The 26684-nt window shown below is 45.8% G+C and carries 22 protein-coding genes; 4 read left to right on the top strand and 18 right to left on the bottom strand.

Annotation, left to right across the window (positions count from 1 at the left end; all coding sequences use genetic code 11):
- Positions 1–15 precede the first annotated feature (15 nt).
- A complete protein-coding gene (locus ACR1R9_RS12030; protein WP_076288570.1) occupies positions 16–1401 on the bottom strand; it encodes an MFS transporter in 1386 nt (461 codons plus the stop codon).
- A gap of 111 nt (positions 1402–1512) precedes the next feature.
- Between ACR1R9_RS12030 and ACR1R9_RS12035 the strand changes: the two genes are divergently transcribed.
- A complete protein-coding gene (locus ACR1R9_RS12035; RefSeq protein ID WP_076288569.1) occupies positions 1513–2403 on the top strand; it encodes a LysR family transcriptional regulator in 891 nt (296 codons plus the stop codon).
- Positions 2404–2473: 70 nt separating this feature from the next.
- Here the strand turns inward: ACR1R9_RS12035 and ACR1R9_RS12040 are convergent, their stop codons facing one another.
- From ACR1R9_RS12040 to ACR1R9_RS12055, 4 genes are all read right to left on the bottom strand, one after another.
- Positions 2474–2845, bottom strand: coding sequence for an iron chaperone (locus ACR1R9_RS12040; protein WP_076288568.1), 372 nt, complete (start codon positions 2843–2845; stop codon positions 2474–2476).
- A 123-nt stretch (positions 2846–2968) separates the two neighbouring features.
- The gene (locus tag ACR1R9_RS12045; protein WP_083678842.1) at positions 2969–4000 is read right to left on the bottom strand and encodes an ABC transporter substrate-binding protein; all 1032 of its coding nucleotides are present in this window, start codon (positions 3998–4000) and stop codon (positions 2969–2971) included.
- A 182-nt stretch (positions 4001–4182) separates the two neighbouring features.
- Entirely contained in the window at positions 4183–4776 is a 594-nt protein-coding gene (locus ACR1R9_RS12050; protein ID WP_326065545.1) for a YdeI/OmpD-associated family protein, read from the bottom strand.
- Between the two features lie 246 nt (positions 4777–5022).
- Positions 5023–5649, bottom strand: coding sequence for a hypothetical protein (locus ACR1R9_RS12055; RefSeq protein WP_433923609.1), 627 nt, complete (start codon positions 5647–5649; stop codon positions 5023–5025).
- Between the two features lie 237 nt (positions 5650–5886).
- Between ACR1R9_RS12055 and ACR1R9_RS12060 the strand changes: the two genes are divergently transcribed.
- Both ACR1R9_RS12060 and ACR1R9_RS12065 read left to right on the top strand, forming a co-directional pair.
- On the top strand, positions 5887–6261 hold the full coding sequence (locus ACR1R9_RS12060) for a BlaI/MecI/CopY family transcriptional regulator (RefSeq protein WP_433956445.1): 375 nt from the start codon (positions 5887–5889) through the stop codon (positions 6259–6261).
- A gap of 9 nt (positions 6262–6270) precedes the next feature.
- A complete protein-coding gene (locus ACR1R9_RS12065) occupies positions 6271–7698 on the top strand; it encodes a M56 family metallopeptidase (protein WP_433923607.1) in 1428 nt (475 codons plus the stop codon).
- A gap of 232 nt (positions 7699–7930) precedes the next feature.
- Here ACR1R9_RS12065 and ACR1R9_RS12070 read toward each other — a convergent pair whose 3' ends face one another.
- From ACR1R9_RS12070 to fba, 13 genes are all read right to left on the bottom strand, one after another.
- The gene (locus ACR1R9_RS12070; RefSeq protein WP_433923606.1) at positions 7931–9979 is read right to left on the bottom strand and encodes a glycoside hydrolase family 16 protein; all 2049 of its coding nucleotides are present in this window, start codon (positions 9977–9979) and stop codon (positions 7931–7933) included.
- A gap of 158 nt (positions 9980–10137) precedes the next feature.
- Positions 10138–11709 carry a response regulator transcription factor gene (locus ACR1R9_RS12075; RefSeq protein ID WP_433923605.1) on the bottom strand — a complete coding sequence of 524 codons (1572 nt, stop codon included), beginning with the start codon at positions 11707–11709 and terminating at the stop codon, positions 10138–10140.
- A gap of 2 nt (positions 11710–11711) precedes the next feature.
- A complete protein-coding gene (locus tag ACR1R9_RS12080; RefSeq protein WP_310853018.1) occupies positions 11712–13526 on the bottom strand; it encodes a sensor histidine kinase in 1815 nt (604 codons plus the stop codon).
- Positions 13527–13622: 96 nt separating this feature from the next.
- Positions 13623–15284 (bottom strand): extracellular solute-binding protein, encoded by a 1662-nt coding sequence (locus ACR1R9_RS12085; protein WP_433923604.1) that lies wholly within the window; start codon positions 15282–15284, stop codon positions 13623–13625.
- 254 nt (positions 15285–15538) lie between these two features.
- A complete protein-coding gene (locus tag ACR1R9_RS12090; RefSeq protein ID WP_433923603.1) occupies positions 15539–17086 on the bottom strand; it encodes a choice-of-anchor Q domain-containing protein in 1548 nt (515 codons plus the stop codon).
- 50 nt (positions 17087–17136) lie between these two features.
- Positions 17137–18093 carry a carbohydrate kinase family protein gene (locus ACR1R9_RS12095; protein ID WP_433923602.1) on the bottom strand — a complete coding sequence of 319 codons (957 nt, stop codon included), beginning with the start codon at positions 18091–18093 and terminating at the stop codon, positions 17137–17139.
- Positions 18090–19391: an alpha-galactosidase gene (gene melA / locus ACR1R9_RS12100; RefSeq protein ID WP_433923601.1), complete on the bottom strand. Its 1302-nt coding sequence runs from the start codon at positions 19389–19391 to the stop codon at positions 18090–18092. Before melA ends, ACR1R9_RS12095 begins: the two co-directional genes overlap by 4 nt.
- Before the next feature lie 18 nt (positions 19392–19409).
- Complete coding sequence (locus ACR1R9_RS12105; protein WP_076288557.1) at positions 19410–20234, bottom strand: carbohydrate ABC transporter permease; 825 nt, start codon at positions 20232–20234, stop codon at positions 19410–19412.
- Positions 20235–20256: 22 nt separating this feature from the next.
- Entirely contained in the window at positions 20257–21192 is a 936-nt protein-coding gene (locus ACR1R9_RS12110; protein ID WP_175382831.1) for a carbohydrate ABC transporter permease, read from the bottom strand.
- A gap of 15 nt (positions 21193–21207) precedes the next feature.
- Positions 21208–22500 (bottom strand): ABC transporter substrate-binding protein, encoded by a 1293-nt coding sequence (locus ACR1R9_RS12115; protein ID WP_175382830.1) that lies wholly within the window; start codon positions 22498–22500, stop codon positions 21208–21210.
- A 70-nt stretch (positions 22501–22570) separates the two neighbouring features.
- Positions 22571–23371, bottom strand: a complete 801-nt coding sequence (locus tag ACR1R9_RS12120) for a DeoR/GlpR family DNA-binding transcription regulator (RefSeq protein WP_433923600.1) — start codon at positions 23369–23371, stop codon at positions 22571–22573.
- A 184-nt stretch (positions 23372–23555) separates the two neighbouring features.
- The gene (locus tag ACR1R9_RS12125; protein ID WP_433923599.1) at positions 23556–24485 is read right to left on the bottom strand and encodes a 1-phosphofructokinase family hexose kinase; all 930 of its coding nucleotides are present in this window, start codon (positions 24483–24485) and stop codon (positions 23556–23558) included.
- Entirely contained in the window at positions 24482–25348 is an 867-nt protein-coding gene (gene fba, locus ACR1R9_RS12130; protein ID WP_076288552.1) for a class II fructose-1,6-bisphosphate aldolase, read from the bottom strand. Before fba ends, ACR1R9_RS12125 begins: the two co-directional genes overlap by 4 nt.
- A gap of 282 nt (positions 25349–25630) precedes the next feature.
- Between fba and ACR1R9_RS12135 the strand changes: the two genes are divergently transcribed.
- Positions 25631–26674 carry an SIS domain-containing protein gene (locus tag ACR1R9_RS12135; RefSeq protein ID WP_099854110.1) on the top strand — a complete coding sequence of 348 codons (1044 nt, stop codon included), beginning with the start codon at positions 25631–25633 and terminating at the stop codon, positions 26672–26674.
- The last annotated feature ends 10 nt before the right edge of the window (positions 26675–26684 follow it).

A 26684-nucleotide genomic window follows, 5' to 3' on the forward strand; every position in this document is an offset into this window, starting at 1 on the left:
TTATGAGATTCGGCACTATAACGTCTGCGTTGAGGATGATTTCTGGCGTCGTAAGGTCATGATGATTAAAGATGCAGCTAATACTGTCAGGATGATTCCAAGCGTTTGAAATCCTATAAAACTGAATGTGTCTCCCATGACAATTCCAATCAACAACGATGACAAAATGGTCCCCAGATATCTCGATGTATTAAAAATACCTGATGCGACACCGATCATATCTTTGGGTGTGCTTTTAAACAAAGCCGCCTGCATACCAACACTGTTGAGCCCATTACTTATACCAAATACAGCTAAGGGCAAGATGACATTCACCTCTGGTGAGCCTTTATCCAATGCCACAATCAAGATGGACCCGAACGTCATTAACACCGCTGAAACGATCAAAGCTGGCCGCGTACCTGATTTGTCAATCCAGCGTCCGGCGAGAGGAGAACTGATGAGTGAACATAAACCAAGGGTTAGCATCAATAGTCCTGTATGAACTTCGTTCAGATGGCGTACCTGCTGTAAATAAGATGGCACACCAAAAAACAGAGCGTAAAACAGAGTGTTAACCAGCATAAATTGTACATTCACCCAGGTCATTTCGGGATATTTGGCAAATACCCTCAGCGGAATAAAGGGGGACGCTGTTTTCAATTCATGTCGGATAAAACTTGCTAATGCAAGCAATCCGATCCCTCCTGCCATAAGGTGCCAAGTTAAAAGATGTCCGGTTGATTTAACGGAAAGCACGCTCATTAGCAGAGTCACCAATGCAACGGTGAACAAAAGTATGCCGGGCGCATCAATCAGCAGGAACCATTTTCTGATGGACATGTCGCCATAGTTGGATTTGAGGGTCGCTTCTTTGGGAATGGTTTTCCAGGCGAATATAAAGCTTGCGATTACCAATGGAATATTCACTAGAAAAATACTTTGCCAGTCCCACCAATGAATCAATACACCGCCAATAAAAGGGCCTACCGCGGCTGCACCAGACAGGAACATCGCAAGGATAGACAGGGCAGCAGCCTGTTTCTCAGTAACGTGGATTCTTACAATCGCCATTCCGACGGCTACCATCATGCTTGTGCCAACAGATTGAATGATCCGGAATACGATAAGCCAAGAAAAGTCTGGAGATAACGGAGCTAACATGGAGGAACCAAAGACAACAACCAGACCGATAAGGAATATCTTTCTGCGGCCGAACAGATCACTGCACTTGCCCATGACCGGTTGAGCCACAGCACTTGCAATGTAAAAGGAAAAAATAATCCATGACACGGTCGTAACATCAAGTATAAACTCCTGTTGTAGTCTTGCAATTGCTATAGATATCATGGAGGAATTGAGCGGATTCAGCATAATTCCCAAGCCCACAGATATCATTAACCATATATTTCGAGCATTCATTATGTATATCCCTCCTTCTTCTGTTGTCATCTTAATGGAATCCCTTTATTTATTCCAACGCATTTTATGTTATGATTTGATGAACTAAAAGGAATAAGAGAGTGGTGCGAAATGGAACTTCTTCAGCTACGCTATTTTCTGACGTTAGCCCGATGTGAACATGTGACAGAAGCTGCGGGTAAGCTGCATGTCACTCAATCCTCACTGAGCAAGACGATACAACGTTTGGAGGATGACTTGGGTGCACCGTTATTTGATCGATTGGGCAGAAAACTGCGGTTAAACGAATTCGGAAGAACATTCCTTCGACGGACCGAAAAAGCCTTATTCGAATTGGAACAGGGAAAACAGGAAATTGCTGATCTCTCCAACCCGGATCACGGTACACTTCAATTGGCAGTTACTACAGCAAGCACATTACCAGGAATCTTGCGGGAATTCCGAAAAAATAAGCCGAATGTTCAGTTTCATGTACAAATGGTTACGTTGGACGATATGTGCACGCTTCTCCACCGAGGCGAAATTGATTTTTGTCTGTCTTCCCCTCCAATCCAGGGAGATGATATCGAATGTCAGATGCTGTTCCAGGACCCAATTGTAGTTGCTGTGCCTCTCGGTCATCAATATGCGAATCGAAGCAGCATCACATTAGAAGAGCTTAAGGATGAGTGGTTTGTGGGGGTGAAAAAAGGATATGGTATTCGTGATCTGGTGGACTCCAAATGTCAATCCGTCGGATTCGTACCGAAGTATGTTTATGAAGGAGATGAGCCTGCAAGATTAACTGCACTTGTGGAGGCGGAGATCGGGATTGCCTTTATACCCAATACAGCAAGAAACCCGCAGGAACGAATTGTATATCTCCGGATCGAGGATCAGAACCTAGTGAGGGAAATTGCATTATTGTCGCATAAAAACAGATATATCTCGAAAGCAGCTATCGCGTTTCGCAGCGTAGTCATAGATTATTTTGGTGCAATGTGCAAACCAATTGCTGAATGACCCATTACAAAGACCCCGCTCACCGACGTAAGTGAGAGCGAGGTCTTTTGTTGTAGGCTATCGATCATGCCTATTTCCGCCAAAAGGTTGAACAGTCTGCTTTTTCCGTAATGTTGAAATCAATCATTCGTTCCAGTAATGAAAAATCAACCGGTCCATCCCACCGGATACGCACCAATTCCTTGGTGTGCTCATAACCGGCCTTTACAATTTCATCGGAAAAATGATTAATCCCTGCCTTCTCAGGCGCCACAGCCAAATGATGTTTGGATACACTAAATCCAATAATAAATGTGCCATGATCGGTAAACATGGGCTGATTCCACGCTATTTTAGGTACTAAATTTGGGTACTTCTTGATAATCCATTCTAAAACTTCTTCCGTACGGTCCCGATGTCCCAGGTTATCAATTCGTGCTAGATATTCTGAAAAAACGTCCATATTATCTTCTCCTAACCAAGATTTATTTCGCATACTTCATCTCATATTATCATGAAAATGAAATTGAAAAACCCTTTGGTCCGAATTCGCCAAAGGGTTGAAAGAATATATATTACTCAAGGGCTACTTCACCGAAAGCAGGCTATCCGAAATAAACTTCAGCTGACCTTCAAGCGATACAGGGTCGTTGTATGTATCAGAGGTCGGATCAAGCTGGAACACATGGCCCTCTTTGACCGCAGTTAGGTTTTTCCACACCGTATTATCGTAAACAATCTTCGGATCGGTTGTATCTCCTGACCAAGGGCTAGTGAAGATGATGTCGCCTGCATATTCCGGTAACACTTCCATCGATATTGAGGCCCAGCCTGTGCCACTATCAATTGCCTCTGTCTGAGCCCTTGTTGGTGCCTTCAGGCCAAATTCGTCATAGAGTATTTCACCGCCACGACCGTAATTATGACCAAATACAAATAATCCTTTGGCGTATGGATTCAAAATGGAGACTGTACGATCTCCTACAGCGGCAAGCACTTTTGGCTTCAACTCATTGATCTTCGCTTCCCATTGTGTGATCCAGTCTTTTGCTTCGGCTTCTCTATTAGTCAGTTTGCCCATCTCCAACATAAGATCCTTGAAATTGCGCTTACCATATTGTAACTGTACCACTGGTGCAATCTGCGACAACTTGTCGAGACCTTCCGTACCTGTGTATGCGATGATCAGATCAGGCTTTAGGCTGATTAGTTGCTCAGCTGTTGGCTGCTCTCCCAGATCTGTTGTCCCCTCACTTTTGAGCTGATCCTTGATGTACTTGTTGTTTATTGCACCTGACAAGGCTCCGACGACTGGAGCATCGAGTGCAACAAAGTACCCTGTTGAAAATGCGGTCAGATCGATAATTCGTTTCGGCTCCACAGGTACTTCCACTTCACCTGCATCCGATTGATATGTAACAGTCTCTCCTTCGGCACCTGTTGTAGTATCGGCATCAGACGCAGAAGTTGAGCCGGTTGATGATTCCTTGTCCGCAGCTCCGGTTGTGTTTGCGGTCTCCGTTGTATTGCTTGATGTTGCGGACTGACCACATGCACTCAGTACGAGCAATACAATCAATGCAGATATAATCCATATCGAATTTCTTCGTTTCAGCAAAATAAACCCACCTTTTTCAAATGATATTGATAATCGTTATCAACGATACCATGCAATAGTACATTTGACAAGATGATTTCATATTCGACAAAAGACAAAACAAAAAAACACCTACCAAGGCAGGTGCTTCAACGCATATAAATGAATTTTAAAACAGCTGCTTCCCAAATTAAATTAACGGTTTAATCATTTAACCCTTTTCCATCCAGAATTTGCTGTGTAGATTTCTCCACCCTGGACACGCGAGTCTTGGATTGCTTCGGTTGGGAAAAATAAAAAAGGTATGCTCGTTGACGTCCAGGTGTCAGTGCTTCAAAAGCCGTTTTCAAAGCAGGATTTTCATCCAGTTTCGTTTGAAACTCTTCTGGAACAACATATTCTGTATTCTTTTTGAGTTCCACTTTCAATCCGGCCTTTTCAACCTCAATGGCTTCAAGAATGTACTCTTTCAGGATGGTTTCCATGTCAACGATTTGTTGAAGATTGGTGAACCGGATCTGGCGAGCAGCTTGTACATTTTCTGTTTGTTGAATTAGAATACCCTGCTTATCCTTTAACAAGGCTCCTTTATGGAAAAGAAGCGCACAATACTCCTTAAATCCATGAATGATAACGATGTTTTTATTCTCCAACGTGTAACAAGGATGCATCCACTTAAAGTCTTCGGTCAGGTCGCAGGAAAGAACGATCTCTCTTAGCTTCTCTGATTCTTCCTTCCACTTCTTTGCTTTGTTTAAATATTCATCCACCTTGGGATTAGTTTTATTAGTTGTCATCAGGGACCATCCTTCATCATGCTAATCATTTTATTGTGTTTTCTAAAAAAATTCTCTCTTACATATGATTGCCAAGAAAAGGAAGTTAATTTCATTCGAAACCATGTAGTGTCGCTTAAATATTATGACACCATTTGGCGTCTGGTCAACACTAACTATTATTTAACTCATATACATATGTCCTTTGTCCCACCTCTTCTCCATTACTAGAAAGCCCGATATTAAAGAAAACAAAGTGAGAAAGCCCTAGGATTTGGCGTATTGTAAAATTGCCGCTGCTGCACGGATTCGCAGGTCCTCTTCTTCGCTATGCAATGCCTTTTTTAGAACATTGAGTGCTTCTTGAATAGTGCCTTCATCTACTCTAACTGAAGAATGATTATCTCCTTCAGTGGCTACAGAGGTGATCGAAACCCAGGGCTCCAGTTGAGCCTGTATAATTGGGTGTTCGAATTTCGCAATGATTGAGTAATGACTCACAAGTGCAAGTGCTTTATCATTTAACTCTGCTAAGGGAATGCGTCCCAGCCAGGTAACGCCTCGTCGGTGGCATATGTATTCCTCTCCGGTTCCGTTGGAATCATCGTAAAAATAATCACCCAAATCCCCTACATATGTCCATTCATCATCATTTATCAAAACATAATCCCCGTCCTGCATGACGTAGGCAAAAGTATGGAGCGTGTCCAGGACATCACGAATTTCCGTCTTTCCTATCCTGTAGCGTTGAACTAATTGCTCTTTCCATTCTTCTGCAGGCTCATGCTCCAAATCTCCTGTCGCCGGCCAACCAATACCGATAAAGTTATTCTCCAGGAACGATGCGGTCCAATCGATCTCTTGCAATGTAGATTGTATATGAAACAGATTCATATCATTTCTCCTCTATAGTGATTTCAGAATTTATGACTAAGTATATACTCCAGACATTCGTCTCTGCATTATAATCAATCAAAGATTGAGCTGATAGCTAGTACAGACCTGCCTCTGATTCCGCAGCATCCATTCAATACTTGACTATCTACTACACGTTGTAGTAATTTATATCTACTACGTAGTGTAGTAATAACCTTCGATATGGACGCATAACGAAGTTAAGGAGTGTTCACTGTGAACCATCTTCAAAAATTATCGGATACTGAAATGGAGCTGATGGAAGTGATCTGGGAGTGTGAGCCACCTGTCACCTCCACCGAACTGCTGAACATGTTTTCCCTAAGGGGTAAAGCATGGAAGGCGCGAACCATCTCCACCTTTCTCTCTAGGCTAGTAGACAAAGGGGCTCTTACAGCTACAAGGGATGGACGTACCAACAAGTATGTCCCCCGTATTTCGCCCGAAGACTACAAGCTATTGGAGGCACAACAAGTCCTGGATGGATTATATCAAGGCTCTGTAAAAAATTTGATTTCAGCTTTGTATGATGGCGACAAGCTTTCTGATCAAGACATTGCAGAGCTGAGACAATGGTTTTCAGAAAAGTAGGTGTAGTCTATGAATACCATTCTTGTGTTACTGTCTACGCTGACTGTTGCCGGAAGTGTCGTTGTCGCTTTCATTCTGTCTTTGCGCCTTGCTCCCTTTCAAGTCATTCCTGCAAAATGGCGTTTTGGAATTGGGAAAATGGCTTTAGCTTTGTATCTATTGCCCATCTTTCTGGTCTTTCATTGGATTTTTTCATTGTTTACATCCAGTACTACATTAAACGAGTTACCCTTAAATGTTCAACAAGTTTTACCTGGACCATTCAATCCGGCTCCTGCCATCCAGGTACAGACCATTTCAGCAAACGTAGCTCTCGCTTTTATATGCTTATGGGGAATCGGGACCATAGCTTTTGTAGCATGGCAAACATATTGTTATCACAGGTTTCTCAAGACATTAAAACTTACGCGAACCAGCGTTCCGAAGACTAGCGATGTTGCTATGCTGCTCCCTGTAATCAAGGAGAATCTGGGTCTCAAGAGCGAGGTTCGTCTTGCTTACAGCGCTCTAATTCGCAGTCCTTTTTTAATTGGATTGAGGAAACCTACTATTTATCTGCCTCTGAAGAATTCTGAAAGTGTGGATATCGGTATGGTGTTCCATCATGAACTGATCCACCTGAAAAGGAAAGATCTATGGATCAAGGCGCTCATATTAGTAGCCCGTGCATTGCATTGGTTCAATCCATTGGTTCATATGCTTTCGAAAGATATTCATACGTGGAGTGAACTGTCCTGCGATGAAGAAGTTGTAAAGGGAATGTCCCTTGCGGATCGTAAACGATATGGGGAAACCATCCTGAACGTAGTGGCAGGATCAAGGAATCTACCTATACAATTCTGCTCCTCTTTATCCGGGGATGGCAAACAACTAAAAAGGAGATTAACTTTTATGCTTAACGTAAAGAATGTGAAAAAGAAAACCTTTGTTGTAGCGATATCGACGCTATTCGTCGTTGCTGCAATTAGTACAGTGACAACAGCTTGGGCTTCCAGCAATACTCCGAGGGTGGTTTCGAGTGAGGAAGCCTCCGCGGTAACGCGTCCATCACAGCAAACGACTGTCCGTGAAGAAGCTCCTGCAGCAGCACGCCCATCAGATCGTGAAGATTCCCCAGTGGTAGCACGCCCAACAGCTCAAGCGACAGCTCGTGATGAAGTTTCGGTGGTTCCGCGTTCGGATGCCCAAGTGGTAGCCCGTCAAGAAGCGCCTGTAGTAACACGTCCATCAGCACAAGCGGTAGTTCGCGAAGAAGCAGCTGTAGTGGCACGTCCATCTGCACAGGCGGCTGTGCGTGAAGAATCTTCTGTAGTAACACGTTCGGCAGCACAAGCCACAGTTCGTGAAGAAGCAGCTGGGGTAACACGTCCAACAGTACAAGCGGCAGTTCGTGAAGAGGCCTCTGTAGTACCAGCGCAATCATATTCCCGTCATTAAAAGCATTTTCATGGAATTACAAGCAGCCTTCGTTCAATTGTTGAACGAAGGTTGCTTCATTATTGTAGAAAAGATTAGTTTCGCTTAAGACTAACCAGCTACCTTCTCAAACCAAAAGACCAACAACATTTCTGTTGTTGGTCTTCCAGTCTTCTCCGTTCAATTTGCCTCATCACCGATAACTATGGTGAATGGCCTCGACACGACCCCAATCGCGCAAACGGCTGTTTTATTACTGTTCTTTATACACACGTACATAATCTACTTGCATAGTTGCCGGGATATCGGACACGTTCGGAGTACGGCCCCCGTCAAAGTTTCCACCGATTGCCAAGTTCATAATAAGATAGAACGGCTCATCGAAAGGCGCGTTCGGGTTGTTCGGTGCAGCTGTGGAATACCACTGCTGGTTAGTGACTTTATAGAAAAACTTACCGTCTACATACCATTTAATGTTGTCTTCTTCCCAGACTACGGAGTACACATGATAATCATTGGCAAAAGTTTGCCCTTCTGGGAAGTGATAATCGCCACCCGAAGACTGGTTCACGGGCCATTGTCCACCAAAGTGTATAGTACCGCTTACAGACCCTGGAAGACGTCCTCTCGCTTCCATAACATCGATTTCACCTGATGCAGCCCATGTGCCGTATACAGAATCTTTTGGAAGCATCCACAGTGCTGGCCAAACGCCATCACCAGTAGGAAGCTTGGCACGAAAATCTACTCTGCCGTACTTCAAGGAAAGTTTATCCTTGGTGTTAATCTTACCGGAGGAATACTGTGCATACCGATTCGGATCCTGCGGAAAAGATTTGCTATCGTTCATAGCCTTGATATTCAACTTTCCGTCCTGTACAAATACATTTTGGGTGCTGTTTGTGTAGTGCTGCAGTTCTGCATTTCCCCATCCCCAGGTAGCAGCATCGTTATTGAGATAATAGCCTGTTTCATAGTTCCATTTACTTGTATCCAGCGTAGTTCCGTTAAATTCATCCTGCCAGATAAGATTCATGCCCGCGATAGCCGGGTCGGTTGGAGTTCCGATTGCGATATCCTCTTGATCGGATACATCCGGACGCGGAGCATTTGGATTGCCGATGAAGGTATAGTTGACGAAGTTGTTACCAATATTTCCACCCGCCTGTCCGTTCAGCGGATATCCGATACGAATCTGCATATTTTCCTGAATTGGCTGGAACCAAAGACCATAGATATAATCGGCCCAGTATCCCCACTGGTTGGCATCAGACATGTTGTTGTAGCCATTAGCCGAGTATGCAAACTTGCTCTGACTGGAGTTACTCAAATCCACCCATTGTCCATTGATGTTAATCTGGTATACAAAGTTGCCCAGTTCCTTGGCGATTGGCGCACCCCCATCAATTTTGGGAAGTGGAATTCCAATCGAACCATTCGCATCTGCTGTGAAGGTTGTACCTTCGTATGGCGTAATGACATATGAATTTCTTGTAGGTTCATTAAACGTAATGGTATAAACAAGGTTAGCCGAGGAAGTCTTTGATTCCAATTTGACGTTGATCGATTCCGTTACGTTAAACCAGTAACCTCCTCCACCGTCGGTGAATTGGCCAAAGTTGTGATCATAAATCCAGCCGCTGGCTGCATTATTGTCAATATCAATCCATGTGCTGCTGTTTACGGGTTTTACATATACCTTCAAATCATCAGCTACGGCTTCATAGGTCACCGCAGAATCATTGTTGAACGTTGGATATGTAAAGCCTGCACCGCCTGTGAAACTTGCTGTAATTTGCGGCCCTTGTGTCGGATTCATCGCTGTGATGGTTGTTTTGTTAATATTTTGGAATACAAGTTGGTATTCAAGCTTAACCCCATTCGCTTTGGAGTACAGTTGAATTTCGGTTGTTGCGGAAAGGGTGAACCAATAACCATTGAATCCTCCATCGCTCCAGTGCCCCCAGTTCTGGTTATAGATATAACCTCCGGCTTGATCAATATCAACCCAGTTGTTACCCACTTTCACATTAACACCCACGTCACTGTAAACATCATTCCAGGTAGCGGCCCCCCCATTGAACTTAGGCATAACAAATCCGTAGCTGGCTTTGCCAACGCCAGATTTTGAAATCACAGGTCCATCTTCTGGTGAGAAATATTCCATTGAGGTAACTGTCGTTCCAGCTGCTTGAACTTTTGTAGTTGGCAGCACACCAACACTGGCCAGCATCACAACCACTAAGAACAAACCAAGTACCTTTTTCATAAACCGTTTCTCCGTAAAGTGAGATGGTTTCATAATTGCCCTCCTTTGATAGGATAATAGTTTCTCCCAATCTATGCGTTTAAAGGTAATCGCTTACATCGGGGAACATCTTTATTCTATCGAATAGGATAAACTGCTGAAAAGGTACAATTATTTTTGTTATATCCCATTTTTTTGGGTTTTGATTCAATTTATATATTTGTACTGTGGTATTGCACTTCACGTTCTACCTTTTGGCGCATCATTTGTCGATACTCTGTGGGTTGAATTTCCATCGCAAGGCGGAACGCTCGTGTAAAGCTTTTGTAGCTTTCATAGCCTACCATAGCAGCCACTTCAACAATCTTATGGTCGGTTTCGGCTAGAAGACGCCGCGCTTTATCCATACGTACATCTCTCAGGTATTCGGCAAAACCTTTGCCAATATTCTTCTTGAACAGATTTGAGAAATAGGCGTAATTAAGCGACACATGATTGGATACCATCGCAAGGTCCAGCGGCTTATGATAGCTTTCGTGTATAAAACGGATGGCTTCATTTAGATCCTGAGAATTGCGATAACTGTGCTTATATTCAAAATAAAACTGATTCAGTCGAAGCAGCTGCTGTTGCAGCGCTTGAATATAATCGCGCATCCCCGGATAATCAAAGAGATTACGCAAAGATTCAAGATCCAGCGATTCTTCACCCATGTAGGGACGAACAACTCGTTCGTATTCCTCCATCATCTGCACTGTGGCGCCGCAGAGCTGTTGGGTATAGCGAATATGATAGCGTTGCAGCACATTTTTATGAAATATTGCGGACACGCCCTGAGCAATTTTACCACTATCGTCAGTCCCAACAGACTGGAACAGTTCATAAAGCTCTTCATAAGGGAGTTGCCACTGCTGCTCCATATGCTCAATAGCTGCTGGCAGGATGATATATTGATCTGGAAACAGATAACTATGGTGGAATAACTCATGTACTTGTGTATAACTGCCGGGCAACGTCTTCAATCCTTGCTGCGGGTCAGTCATAACGGTTATCGCATCGATCATTCCTTCCTTGAGCGCCGCTGGCAAAGCCTCCGGGTCTATGGCTGCACTCACTGCGAGGATCAGATGCGGGCTGTGTTGCAGGCAAACGCAACCTTGTCTACCGAACACACCATAAGCAATAGCTTCCATGCTATGGACGCTGCTGGAACCCGGCTGGTTGATCCAACATTTCTCTCGCAGCAAACATAAGCGATAATTGTGCCAAAGCGAAGGATTTTGTTCCTGGATTTGGAGGATCCAAGCCTCATCGTTTAATGCTCCCCGCATAAACATTCGTAATTCTTTACGATCAGTCTCTCGGGCGAGACGGGAGATATGCTGAATGTTGTGCGTAAGAGCCTGCCGTGTCTGGATTTCTTGCCATACATGCTCTAGTGAAGTTTGCAGATCCTCTCGCTTCAAAGGTTTTAACAAGTATCCCTTTGCCCCAAGTTCGATGGCTTTTTGAGCATATGTAAAATCACTATAACCGCTAATAATGAGGTATTCCACCTCGATGCGCTCCTCTTTGGTCTGTGCCATCAGTGCCAGCCCGTCCATGTCCGGCATCATAATATCAGTAATAACAATGTGAATGTTATGCTGGCGTAAAAGGATTAGCGCCTCCATCCCACTTGCGGCACAGTAAATATTGTTCAGCTCCAGAGGAAATTGATGCAGCATCGCCTGCAGACCGTCACGGATATGCTTTTGATCGTCCACAACCAGAATATTGATCACTCCTACCACCCTCCAAGATTTACATTTTCCCAAGGCAAACGTATCGTTACACAGGTATAAACGCCCTGAACACTATCAATCCAAAGACCGTAATCCTCGCCATAATGAAGCTGCAGCCGCTTATTCACATTTTCCAAACCAAGTCCGTTCTTGCTGGTAACAATCGGCGAATCCGAGTCTCCCCGCAGTGCCCCTTGCAGTCGTACTAACATCTCCGGGTCTACCCCCTCACCATCATCTCGTATGTTAATGAGCAAGCGGTCATTCTCCACTGAAACGGTGATCTGAATACACACACTCCCGCCTGATGGTGCAGCGTGATGCACTGCATTTTCAACGATAGGCTGCATGCACATTTTAGGAATTGCATAGCGGAGCACCTCCTGCGGAAGATCTGCCCTCAATATGATGCTGCCGCCTTCCATTAAATTAATAAATTGAACGTAACTTTGAATGTTGGCAAGTTCCTCGCGAAGCGCAACCGTATCGCTGCGCCACTGCATGCTGTAGCGAAGTTGCGAACCTAATGATACCAATGAATTCGCAATAGCAGGTTGCCGTTGAACCTCCGCGAGCATTCGAATAGATTCCAGTGCGTTATACAAGAAATGAGAGTTGATCTGCGAATGCAGTGAATGCAGCTGTGCATTTTTGGCGATCAATTGTTTATCCACGACCTGTGTCATCAGACGTTTAACCTCATGTAACATTTTGTTGTAGCTCACAGCCACTTCATCAATCTCATCCCCTCTTTCGTTCTCATCAAGGCCGGTATCAATCGTTGCATCCAGTTCTCCTTTTCGTACCTGACGCATTGAAGCCAGTACATTGTCCAGCCGTCGGAAAATGCGCCGAGTTGTATGTGATACGAGCAGCATGATGAGCAGCAGAACAAATAATGTAATCGTTACCACAAATGCATACCAGCTGCGTGGCCCCTTCATCAATGCCTGATGGGAGGCGATATCGACCACATAAGTATTTAGCGGAGCGATATATCGGTACAGTGCATAGTAGCTCTGATCACCTACCTTAATCTTAACGGGACTTTCCTGTGGCAGTACATCCAGCTGGCGATGAATACCACCAAGGATTTCGTCCAGTCCTTCTCCGGCTTTTCGAGAAAACTCATGCTCAGGATTATAAACATATTGGGGAGGATCGCTTTCGTTCATTAAAACAGAGAAGAAGTCTCCCTTGCTCTCCTGGAGCAGATCGCTGAAAAACATACTGTGTGGAACGCGAATTTCCATAATACTAGGCCTTTTTTTCTCCTGACCCTGAAGGCGAACCAGCCGGTAGTATGATAGCGTATGTTCACCATCCTTAAAAGAAAATAAGCGGTAAGCCGCACCACCTTCATCCCGAAGCTTAGCCCAGTAATCTTGCGGCCAAAATTTCTGATAATGATAGATTTCAGGCCAGATTTCATACAAGTTCGGGTTATCCACGTAAAAGCTGAGCTCACTGATCATCGCATTACTCTGAATGATATTTTGCATTTGCTCAAATTGGTTTTGCTTAAACTTCACCAGTCGTAGTCCATCCACAAGCATATTGGAATGAATAAAATCCACAAATGACTTTTGAGTGAGCGCCGTGTTGGAAGCGTTCTCAATGATGTCCATTCTGCTGCGCAATTGTTCGTTTAACCATGAAACATGGCTGTTGCCCGCTGACATAGCGTCCTTGTATAGCTGGGTTTCCTGCATGCGAATATATAAAAAGGATACTAAAATAACGGGAATGGCAATCATCAGGCTGAACGCCAGAAACAGCTTTTGGGATATACGGGCATTGCGGTAAAGTTTCCTCAATCTAGTCAGTAGGTAATTCACTCTGAAATCCTCACCACCTTTGTTATACCATATATTACAAGTTAGTCGATAGAAAGCGAGGTTGTTAGGAAATGATTATTCAGCCATCTTAGCTTTTCTCGCTTCCAGCTCGGTCTGACGGTACTCCATTACCTGATTAAAACCGTAATTCACACGGCGGGCCAAGAAATTCTCGAATATTTTATCAAAAGCAGCTTCATCTTTGGCAGTAATCAGTTCAGGCAGAACTTCTTCCCAATTCTGAGAAATACGCGACCAGGATAAGGCTATATCGGAATCTCCAACAGGATCTATTCCCTTATAGATGCCGCTGTCCATATCCGCCTGTTTATTCGCGAACTCCTCCATTTGCTTAACGGATGCCGCCTTTTCTGGTCTCCACTGGTTAACGAAAGCAGGGTTGCGCAGCATCCAGTAGGTATCCATGATACCGTATTCCTTTTCCAGACGCTCCCTATCTGTGTCAAGCAATTGGACCATTTCGGCTGTCAACTGCGGTTTGCCATCCCTCACCGCCCATGTTTCGCCTTCTTTGCCCAGAAATACATCCCTTTGGCCTTCTTCGCTCGCTAAATAGCTCAAAAATCGGATGGCTCTTTCAGGACTCTTGGTGGATTTGCTAATCATCGTAACCATCCAGCCGTCCATGTTGCCAGGGAACAGTCTGGCGGAATCACCGTGGCTGTTTTGCGGTCCATCCACAGCGATGTAGTACGAATTCGGATATGCACCCGCAGCCAGGATCGGATTGATAGCCGCCATACCAGTCCACTCGCGAATCATCATAAAATAACGGGCATTACTGGTTTTTTCCTCTACCTGAGCATTCGAGTCCACCAGAAAATCTACATTAATCAAGCCTCGCTCATATGCTGTGCGGAAGGTTTTTAGCCAGGTGATATAGTCCGGGTCGGTCATACGGTCGTTAAATTTGCCGTCCTTTTCATGCGGAATAGCCAGCAGGTTTTGCAGGTAATCAGTCATTCCGTAAGAGACATTCCCCTGAGCAAAGAAAGGACTGATGAGCTGACCTTTATACACAGAATACTGATCCTTTAACAATTGCAGTGCGTTCAGAAAGCCTTCCGGAGTGCTCAAATCCGGTCTTCCCATAGCCTCATACAGATCTTTTCGCACCAAGAAGGTTTGGTTCGCAGCCGTCAAACCAGTGGCCTGCATCAGGCTGGGGCTGTATGAATCATTTGGAATGCCATATGTATTGCCGTTTTCCTGACGATACCACTTCAATGCACCGTCCCCAGCGACCTTGAAAAAGTAAGGATCATATTGCTCCGCCAATTCATTTAAGGCATATACCTGATCTCCTTCCCACAACTTATTAATCGCACTTTCCCACGAACCTATTGTTATCAAATCCGGCAGCTTATCGGAGGCCATCATGAGCGCAATTTGTTCACTGGCTTCGCCGGATGGCATTTCGAATTTAATGTTGACACCTGTTTTCTCAGTTACAATCTTGGAGGTTATGCTCTCACCCCATGTGTGACCATACCAGTTCGCACCCACAAACCAGGTCAAATCCACAGGTGTGTTATCAAGCTTCCATCCGGGTTCATCAGGGTTTGGCCTGTATTCAGCTGGCTGTTGTTTAGGATGAGCGGGTTGTGGGAGTGACGGATTTACATTTTGCTCTGATCGGGAACACGCACTCAAAACTAGCATTAAGATTATGGCCCAATAGATAATCATGCTGTACTTGATAAAACCGAGTTTCATTCCATCCCCTCCTTTCTTCGCTACAGTTGTGAATTAACCTTAGCATTAATCATGCTATAACCGATTTTACTATCCTTGGCTCGAAATGGAAATGCCGCTCCCTACCTAAATATGAGTTTACGTAAGGTCTAATTCAGGTACAGCTATTTAAAATGGGTTAGTACTCTTAAAATAAAATAAAACAAAGACAGCTGATTACTCAGCTGCCTTTGTTGGATTGCCTTCGGGAGAGTCTTCCCGTTAGGTTATAAGTCTCACTCGTAAGCGCCGATATTCACAGCAGCTCCCTGTACTCTTGGTTTCCCCTCAATGTCCAGTGTTCCAATAATTGCATTGTCCGTGTTCCCGGCATCAATTGCTGGAGATGTAGATTGAAGATGGAAATCGTATCCCGAAGCATTCACAAATATGGGATCAATGAACAAGGAATGCGCGTCATTGCCAGTTCCCGTTTTATAAGCGGAGAATCCTGTGTAATCTTTATTTTTCCATGTCCAGCTGGCTCCATTGCTTCCGGCAGGGGCAAAATAAAGATTATAATCCACAACGTTTCCGGAATTCTTGGTGTATTCATTGTAAATCAATACATCTGTAGAGCTGGCTACGAAAATGTTGTTCTTAATTACGTTATTTTGTGTATCGTATTGAACGTAAAGCTGGCCGCTGCCATCGCCAAGCGTATCATTTTTGTATACGGTATTGTTAACGATCTTACAGTTTACTGTGGAGCCGCGTTTAGTATCATAACCGCCCATCGCGATGCCGGTGAGTCGGTTGTTGTAGACTGCGTTACTGCGTACTGTAATATTGCTGGTAGATTTACCGGCATGCTCTGACGCAATCTCGATACCGATATCATTGTTGTAGCTGTAGTTCTGTTCAATAATACTATCCTTGCCACCATCCACATAAATGCCATCGGCCGCATTACTGTTATTCGGAAGTGACTTCCCATACGAAGGATTATTGTTGGAAGTGATATTGTAGACTCTGTTGCCCTTCACGAGTCCGTTCCGCACCTGATCGTAAGCCGTATTCGGCGCTTTCCCCTCAAAACCGATGAGATCAATGCCAATGTTGTCGTTATCGTGAATAACATTATTCGTCACCGAGAAGGTGTCCACGTTCCCGTTGAGAACCAGCGATTCGCTGGAGCCGAGCACAAGATTATACAGTTCATTACCACTAATCGTAATATCGTGAATGGATTCAGGTGCTTTTGTGCCGTATACGGCGATCCCATGTGCGTCACGGCCAAGCAGATCACTACCAGTTGGAGTGGCCGTGTTTTTGATATCATGGACTTTGTTGCCAGACAAATTGATAAAGCTGCCCGATCCGTGAACATAAATGCCTACGGGCATGACGTCCTTGGTAGCTGTAGTATAATTGCGAATTTCAAATCCTTGAAGAGTAACGTAATTCACATCGGTCAGGTCAATCAACCCTTCAATCCCGCTAACCGAAAGTCCTGTGCCGTCAATAATCGGTGTCTCCGTACCATCGTTAGTGAATACAATCGGCCCTTGTGAAGCAGAGCCTGAGCGGGTGATCTTCAGCTTCTGGTTATACACACCGCCACGAACATGCACTGTACTGCCTGCAGGAACAGCATCCGCTGCGTGCTGGAGCGTCTTCCATGGAGCGCTGCTCGTTCCCGTGTTGGAGTCATTTCCGTTTGTCGCTACGTAGTAATCCGTACCTGCTGCTGCAGCAGATGAGGACCATTCAATGCCTGAAATCAGTCCTATCCCTACCGCCATACTTAATCCCACCAGCAATGTTTTACCGAATTTCAACATATTCTCAACTCCCTTTGATCAATTTGGTTGTGTTAGATTAAAATCAGGATTTATTGTTCATGCTCAGCCTGCAAAAGAAGAACAGCCTCCATCGTCGGCAAACTCCCTGTGCCACCAATGCCAAGTGTGGACAATGCTCCACATGCATTGGCAAATCGCAGCAGTTCATCGCTTCGCATTCCAAGCAAGTATCCATATATGATTCCTGCGTTGAAACAGTCTCCTGCTCCTGTCGTATCGAAGGGCGTCAAAGTGTAAGATTCGGCCGATATTCTACTTTCGTCCAGTTCGCGCAGTGTAGCACCTTTTGACCCTTGTTTGACCGCTACAATACCCGCCACATCAGGAAGCATGGAATCAAGCACATGGCTCACTCCGTCGGCAGGGAAAATGTGCAGCAGTTCATCCTCGCTGGGAATAAACAAATCAGTCACCGTCAGTAGTGCACTTATGCCCTCGCGGTCCCATTGATTGGATACATCCCAACCGGTATCAAAAGACGTGCTGATTCCATCTGCCCGCAATCTTGTAAAGAGCTCTCGCCAATGAGGTCTCATTCCATCCTGTAAATAATAGGAACCAAAATGAAGATGTGCGGCCTGCTGTAGCAGGGACTCCGGGATATAATCCGGTGTTAACAATGGGATACTGCCAGCGTAAGTTAACAACCCGCGGTCATCGGGTGTGGAGAGCGACAGAGTTACACCTGTCTTGATGCCAGATAATCGGGTTACATGCTCTGTATTTACGCCCATACGCTGCAGCTCAGCTATACAGAATTTGCCGAAATCGTCATCTCCCACTACGCTAACGAATCTCACATCCGCTCCCAGACTTGCCAGCGCACAGGCCGTTATTGCTGAAGAGGAACCAAGTACAATCTCGAAGCCATCGACCATTTTCTCCCGATTCCATTCCGGCATGACATCCGTTCCCGATACAATGACGTCTACATTTAGCTCGCCAGCAATGACAACAACGGGACTTGTTTGTTGTCTCTGCATCATTTCAATACCGGAACAAATCCCTGTTCCGCCTCATACAGTTCATCGAACATACTTCCGATCTCCTCCAGGGAGCATACGGCAGCAGTTAGTGGGTCGAGCATCAGTGCATGGCGAGCCATCTCCCTGTCACTCCTCCGCACAGCTTCTACAGCCAGGTCAAAAAAAGCCATGTTCGAGCGGCATAATGCGGCCAAATGCTCGGGCAGTCTTCCAAAGCGACAGGGCTGAACGCCTTTCCCATCAACGAGACAGGCCACTTCCACCACGCCATCAGCCTGCAGATTTTCAATCAGCCCCCGGTTAGGAACGTTACCATAAATGACCTTCGGCTCATTCTTCAATACTGCTTCGATGATGATGGCAGCATATTCATTACTGGATTTCAGCTCAAGCGGTACCGTTCCCTCAAGCTGTGAAACGATCTGCTCATCATTCTCTCTCCGCCAGATCGGCCAGTTGTCAGCGTAGAACCCCGTAGCTCCGTTATAACCTGAGTTGCAGTGCTGGTCGATAAGCGATTGGCGTTTACGGTAATATGGGATATATTCCGAGAAATGGCCGCTGGATTCCGAGACGAATGCACCCAGGTATTTCATCGCATCAAAGCGGACCGGGTCCTGCCGCAGCAGTTCAGGAGTTTTCATTTTCTCCAGTAGTACTGGATACAGATCCCTCCCTGCGTGCGACAGCTCCACAAACCAGGACATGTGGTTAATACCTCCGGCTTTCCATGACATCTCTTCATATGGAACTCCGGCATATTCGGCCAGTTGAGCCGACGTATTCTGAATGGAGTGGCATAGTCCCACTACCGGAATATCCGTAATGCGGGAAGTCAGGAGTGTAACCGCCGACATTGGATTGGTATAGTTTAGAATGATGCAGTCTGGGCAGAGCGCTTCAATGTCCCGCACGATTTCAATCCAGCTGGGAAGGGTACGGAGTGTCTTGAATAGTCCTCCGGGTCCAAGTGTATCGCCAATGCACTGCTTAACCCCGTATTTCAGCGGAATTTCATATTCATAACGAACCGTCTCCAGTCCGCCTACTTCAATTTGGTTAATCACGAACTGTGAACCGCCGATGACCTCTCTGCGATCCGTAGAGGCAAGCACCTCCCACTTCTTTCCTGTCCGTTCTACGATTTGAAGTACCAGCCTACGTGCCAACTCAAGCCGTCGCTGGTCAATATCAACCAGGGCAATGGTGCCACCCTCCAAGCCTTCAATCAGCAGGATATCCATAGCGATCTCTCGCGTAAATGCACTGCCTGCTCCGATAATTGAGATTTTAGTCATAACTCTTCTCCTCACCCGTTATTTCATGCCCGTCATAGCTAGGCCTTTAATAAATTGCTTCTGGAAGATCAGGAACATTATAATAACCGGTATTGTAATCAGTACCGCAGCTGACATAACGACGTTGTAATTGACCTGATGCGTTCCATTAAAATAGACCAATGCCAGTGGAACGGTCATCTTGCTCTCATCATTTAATACAATCAATGGCCACAGATAGTTGTTCCAGGAGTTCATAAACGTGAATATCCCCAACGCTGACAACATCGGCAGAATAAGCGGCATAACGATACGAAGCATCAGCCTGAATTCGCCAGAACCGTCCATCCTTGCTGCCTCCAGCAGCTCCTGTGGAATCTCTTCTATGAATTGCTTGGCCAGAAATACGCCGTAGGAGCTAACCAGATTAGGCAAAATAATCGCCAGCAAATGGTTAACCAGTCCAAGCTCAGCGGTGATCAGATACGTGGGAATCATAATAACCTGAAAGGGAATCATCATGGTTGCCAGGATCAAAATGAATAGCAGTTTCTTGCCTTTAAACTGATGCTTGGCAAAAACATATCCGGCTAGAGCGCTAGTAAACAAGGTCACCACTGTTATAATGACGGAAGTCACCAGACTGTTCAGCAACCACGTGACAAACGGCGCCTCGCTAAAAACCGTTCGGTATCCGTCCAGACTCGGCTTACTTGGAAAAAAACCGCCGGAACCCGAGACGATGTCCATGTTACTTTTTAGTGATGACAGCACCATCCATACATAAGGCAAAAGCATAACACAAGCTATAACTGCAAGAACTGCGATAGTAAACCCTTCCCACAGGCTGAATTTACGCGGCATCGGCTTCTTCTCCCCTCTCCTCTCAATGTTCCCATTGCGTGCGTCCCCACCGAAGTTGCAGTAGCGTCACAAGCAGGATGATCATTAGAAATACGGTTGCCATAGCAGATGCGTACCCCATATTGGAGCTGGAGAATGCCTGTTCATAGATTTGCAATGACAGCACTCGTGTTTCGTTGAAGGGTCCGCCCTTGGTCATAATCTGAAATTGTGGGAAGGCCTGAAAATAGGAAACAACTGTCGTGATGGATACAAACAGCAACGTTCTGCGCAGCAGTGGCAGTGTGATGTGAAGAAAGACATGCCATCGGCCCGCTCCCTCCAGCGTCGCTGCTTCATAGTACATATCCGGGATAGAATCGAGTCCAGCAATGAAAAGAACGATATTATAGCCAATATCAGCCCACAAGGTCATCATAATGATGGAATAGAGCGCATAATGCGGATCACTGAGCCACTGGATCGGCGCCATATTCAGCTTGGCGAGAATCATGTTGAACAAGCCGTCATTGTAATTGAACATGGTATTCCATACGATAGCCGTTCCCGCCAGCGGAGCGATCGTGGGAAGAAAAAATACGGTCCGAAAGCCATTTTTGAGCCAAGGGATGCGGACTCGCTGTATCGCTGAAGCAATCAACAGTGTAATAACAATGTTGATCAATACGGCGATAAATACAAATTTGAAGGTTACCCACAATGACTTCAGAAAGATGGAGTCCTGAAACATACGAATGTAGTTCTGCGCCCCCACGAATATCGCGTTTGAGCTGAGCGGATCATACTTGAATGCGGACAAGCCCAGGCTCCAAGCGATGGGAAGGAAAGCAAACACCCCGAACAGAAGCAAGATCGGTACGAGTGAGATGATGATGAACCTTCGTTTTGCCCTGTAAGCTGTTGACTTTACCGCTGGGTTAACCTTTTCCGCCTTGTTGGTAGATATAGCAGTACTCATACCCCAGCACCCCTATCACTTATGTTGATCCTGATTATCATTGATTGTCTGTTCGATGTTCGCTAACCCGTCCTGAACATTCTGCTGCCCACTGGCCATCAGTTGGAAATTGTCGTTAACCTGCTTGAAGAAGAAATCCCGGTCTGCTATAGGACCGATCCATTGACCTAACGCCAATATGTCCAGCGAGGGCTTTAGATGAGGATTGTTCTTCAGGAATTCCGGGTTTTCGGCAATTTCTTTTTTGGCTGGAACGGTAAAGGTATCCGTATTCCAGGTCGAGAGGTTGTCCTTCTCCGAGATGAATTGGATGAAATCAAGCGCAGCCTCCTGTTGTTTGCTTTTCTTGGACACCGCTAGCCCCCAACCGGATTCGGCAGCAAAAACAGGTGGATTTTCCGTAAAGGAAGGCACGGAAACGTATTCAAAATCATCAACTTTGTAGTTGTTCTGTCCCGCAGCAATCGTCCACGGACCGCGATAGGTCATGGCTGATTTCCCCTGAAAAAAATAGTCAGAGGTATCCAGCTCGCTTCCGAACGTGGTTAAATCCGCAACTTTGTCATCGGCCACGAGCGAAACCAAGGTGGACATCGCTTTCTCCGCCTCCGGTGAGTGGAAATTAACATGTTCGTCTTCACCCATAAAACTTGCACCTTGCTGCAAAATAAGGGATAAGAAAGTAAACGTAATATTGTCTGCAGATACAAAATCGAAGCCTTTGACTTTGATGACATTGTTCTCACGGACAGTCAATTTTTTGGCGTAGTCCACAAGCTCTGTCCAGTTGGACGGTGCGTGATCGAAGCCTTGGTCTTTGAGCATTTGCGGGTGAATCAACATGCCGCCATTCTCAATGTTGTACTCAAGTGGCAGCCCATATAACTTGTTATCTCGCAAATATCCCCCAAGGGGAGCATCATAGTACTCTTTTTTTACATTTTCACTATCAGGGATTTCGACAAGCAGGTCGTTCTTGGAATATTCGGGAACCCACGTGCCGAAAAATTCGGCAATATCGGGTGGTTTCTTCGCGGAGAATGAGGCTTTCAGCTTCTGGCTGTATACATCATATGGAAAGGTCTGATACTCGATCGTTATATCGGGGTGTAAGGTCTGGTATTTGGATATTAATTTCTTGTATGCGCCCACAATGGCGTCTTCCTGATGACTCCAAAAGACCAGATTCACCTTACCTTGCGGGTCTGCGGATGTATCGCCGCCTGAAGAGGAGGAGCTGGAACAGCCCGCTTCAGCGAATACAACACAAACCATCGCAATGATCAGCATAAACTTGGAAAAATGCATTCGCATATCCTCCCTTGTCCTGCAAATTAGCCAGCATATGAAGGGAAGGACATTTGAGTTTTACGTGTATTTATATAGAAGCAATGTGGTCTGAAGTTGTATGTATCGCAATCTGATGCTCCCGGCACGCCTGCTCAAACCATCCCTCCGGCTGTTTATTCGTAATCACTCCAGTCACCTGAGTTAAGGGAGCAATCGTAAACAAAGCACTTTTCTCAATCTTGCTTTGATCGAATACAGCATAAACCTCGCTGGAACGTTCCATTGTTAATTGGGCAATACGAGCTTCAAGCTCGGAATGCATCGTAAAGCCGAAATTCTGCGTTACTCCGTCCACCCCGAGAAACATTTTCGTAATGTTAATTTTGTCGATTACGCTTTCCGCCAGCGGACCGCATAACTCGTAGCTTTTAGACCGCATAACGCCGCCAATCACGACGACCTGAATATCTTCGGCATCAGCCAATTCATAAGCAATATTCACCGCGTTGGTGACAATCGTAATATTACGGTGCGTTTTGAGTGCTTTCGCAATAAAGAACGTCGTTGTACCTCCCGTCAGGCAGATAATGTCTCCCTCTTTAACAAGGGCTGCCGCCGTGGCCGCAATCCGTTCCTTATCCATCCGTCGGAAATCGCGTTTTGCTGCAAAAGGCAGCTCCGATACCGCCGACGTCAGGCCTCCTTCATATATGGCTCCCCCATTTGTTCGAATAATCTCGCCCGCTTTTTCAAGTGCGTCCAAGTCACGTCTTGCGGTTGCTTCCGAGCAGCCAACCGTCTGGACAATCTCTTGCAGCGATATTTTCCCATGCGATTTAATCAGTTCCAATGTTTGTGCTCTGCGCAGTTCACCCTTTGAATATTGCATAAGTCTCTCCTTTAATATGTCTGGGCCTGCATGATATCCGTTAACTTCAGCCCGTGCTAGCTCTATTGTGTAGGATGAAAGGATGGATTGCAATATGTCGACATGAACTGCATCCCATAAGAAAAGCATCTATCTAACGGTTATTCATGAGGGATATGAAGCTGGTTTTCCAAACCTTCAACTATCATAAAGGTATAATTTGCACCTGATGTACGTACTTCTCAAAGAGTACATGATCGATGTCACCTGCTTTGGAAGACATTGCATTCGCTGCGGCAGCCGCGATAGCCATACGCAGTCTGGAGTCGGGCGAATCACCGCGTTCTCCTGCATATGCCATGCCGGCAACAAAGGCGTCTCCGCAACCTACCGTATTCACAGGCTGAATGGATGGCGGTTTTGCCAGATATGCTTTTCCATTTAAAATAGCCAGAGCACCGTCACTGCCGAGTGTTATGCACACCTCGTCAATGCCCTGATGCGCCAACCTGTGCGCTGCACGGGCCCATCCGTTAATGTCTTTCGGCTTTTGCCCCAGCCACTCGGCCAGTTCCAGTTCATTTGGCTTCACGAAATGGGGCGTTGCACTCAGTCCAATGCTGAAACTTGTTCCACCTGTATCCAGAAAGGCTCTCGTTCCTACTGAACGGACAATACAAATTAATTCTGCGTACAATGTGTCCGGCGCACCTGGGGGTAAACTTCCAGACATCACAACTGCACTGGACTGAGTGGCGAGCTCCTGTACTTTTTTCTTGATCGCTTCAACTTCGGCTTCTGACATGGTTGGGCCCTGCCCAAGCAGCTCTGTAGAGGTACCACTGGAATCGTCCACAATGTTAAGGCAGACTCGGGAGTCTCCCTCTGATTGGATAAAAGCAGTCCGTATTCCCCGTTCAGTCAGATTTCTCTCAATAAATACACCGTTATTGCCGGCAATAATGCCTGTAGCTGTGACTTCACCGCCGAGCTGCCGGATCACCTTGGCTACGTTATTGCCTTTGCCACCTGGCTCATTAACCTGTCTTGTCACTCGATGCACTTGACCTACGCCAAACTTGTCAACATACAACGTCCGGTCGATGGCCGCATGGAGTGTAACTGTGGTAATCATCGGACTACGCCGGCTTTGCCAGTGCTTCCACATAACCGTATTTTCTCCATGGCAAGCCGTTTAACTGCTTCCTTCGCCGGAGCCATGTATTTGCGTGGATCATTCTCTTCTGGATGGATTACAAATACATCTTTGATAGCTTCGGAAAAAGCAATACGCAGCTCTGTGGCTATGTTTACCTTGGACATCCCCAGTGCAACCGCCCGATGAATCTGTTCAGCTGGAATGCCCGAACCACCGTGCAGCACCAAAGGAACCGATACTCGATTCGCAATGGTTTCAATTCGTACAAAATCTATGTTCGGCTGTCCCTTATAAATACCGTGTGCGGTACCAATTGCTGGAGCGAGGGTAGTTACGCCGGTGCGTTCAACAAATTGTACGCAATCTTCCGGATCTGCTAGGGAAGCATGCTGTTCCTCAACGACAATATCGTCCTCAACGCCGCCAACCTTGCCAAGCTCTGCCTCCACGTTTACGCCAGATGCCTGGGCAACCTCCATCACTTTACGGGTTAGGTTCACGTTTTCTTCAAAAGGATACATGGATGCATCGATCATTACAGAGGTATAACCTGCTCGTATGCATCGGATAATCGTTGAAAAATCAGTGCAGTGATCCAAATGAAGTGCGATAGGGATATCCGTCAAGTCCGCTGCGGTTTTAGCCGCATGAGCAATGTAATCTGGACCCAAGTGGTTGACTGTACCCACCGTAGTTTGAATAATGAGTGGTGACTCAGTTTCTACAGCCGCTTCAACGACAGCCTGAAGCATCTCCAGGGTATGAACATTAAATGCAGCGATGGCGTATTGGTCTCTGCGAGCTGTTTGCAGCATTTCAGTGGACGAGATCAGTGGCATATCCATTCCCCCTTTTAAGGTTTCGTCGCTCGCGACGATTTGAACGATCCTGCACCTCCCTTCACGGGTCAGATGAGTATGGGAAAACATTTGATAATTTCTAGCTTGTGATCATAATAATCTTTTTATTTGATTAAATCAATCATTATTTTGGAAAACTATTGCAATTTAGTGCGTTGTAAAGGCATAATTATGATTAACACAATCATATAACTATATATTTGATCGAAAAGATCACAAACTGAAGTTATCAATCTAAATCATTCCCGGGAGGTATTTTTTATGAGTTTGACTTATCGTGAAGTAAAAGAACAATATAAGGCCCTGCAGCAGACGTACAACTATTTACTGGCCAAGCGCACGGAATTTACTGCCTTTGTCCAAGCTCAAGCGATTACCTCCGTAACCTTTGTTGGCGCCGGGTCCAGTTATTGCTTGAGCGAAGCGGCCGCTTTTTCCTTCCGTTTGCGTGCCGGCCTGCCTGCAATGTCACTTGCCGCGGGTGATCTCATGCTCCATGCAGACCGCTATCGTCCCATGCTGGAGGGTAGTCTGATCATAGCGCCGTCACGATCTGGCAGTACGAGTGAAGTCGTTGAAGCATTGCGTTTGCTCCAGTCTGATCGACGTATTCCTTTATTAACGATTTCTTGTGTAACGGACTCGCCGTTATCCAAAAGCGCCGATTTCCCTCTGGAACTGCCCTGGGCTTTCGACCATAGCGTTTGCCAGACCCGCACAGTAACCAATCTGTATGCAGCCAATCTGCTGCTTGCCGCTTTTCTTGCTGGTGATGAGGAGCTGATTATCGATATGCAGGAAGCGATTCATCAAGGTGAAGCCTACATGGCACGTGTAGAGGACAGCATCCGCCGCGTCTCCAACTTCAATTGGACAAACGCAGTCCTGCTCGCAGACGGTGAACTACAAGGGCTGGCAGCCGAGGGCGCCATCGCTCTGACCGAGATTGCCAAGACACAAGCCCACGCATACCATCTTCTTGACGTTCGGCACGGGCCGATGGTCACCGTAAGCTCGGATACTTTAGTGATCGCTGCCTTATCGGACAGTGGTATTGAGCATCAACGCAATCTGTTGAGGGATATTAAGGAGCGTGGAGCCACCATTATTACATTTGCCGATCGGGCGATGGGCATCCCGCAAGAGTTCATAGACCTTGAGATCACAACAAGTCATCCACTTAACACAGCAGTACGGGGTATTCCTTTCATTTTCATCTCGCAAATAGCCGCTTTGGCTAATGCCGAACGGCACGGTATTAACCCGGATCAACCCGATGGCCTGGTAGCCTGGGTCAAGCTATAAAAGAAAGCTT

Origin of the sequence: Paenibacillus taichungensis, from assembly GCF_050994985.1 — a bacterium.
Taxonomy (GTDB): Bacteria; Bacillota; Bacilli; order Paenibacillales; family Paenibacillaceae; genus Paenibacillus; species Paenibacillus taichungensis.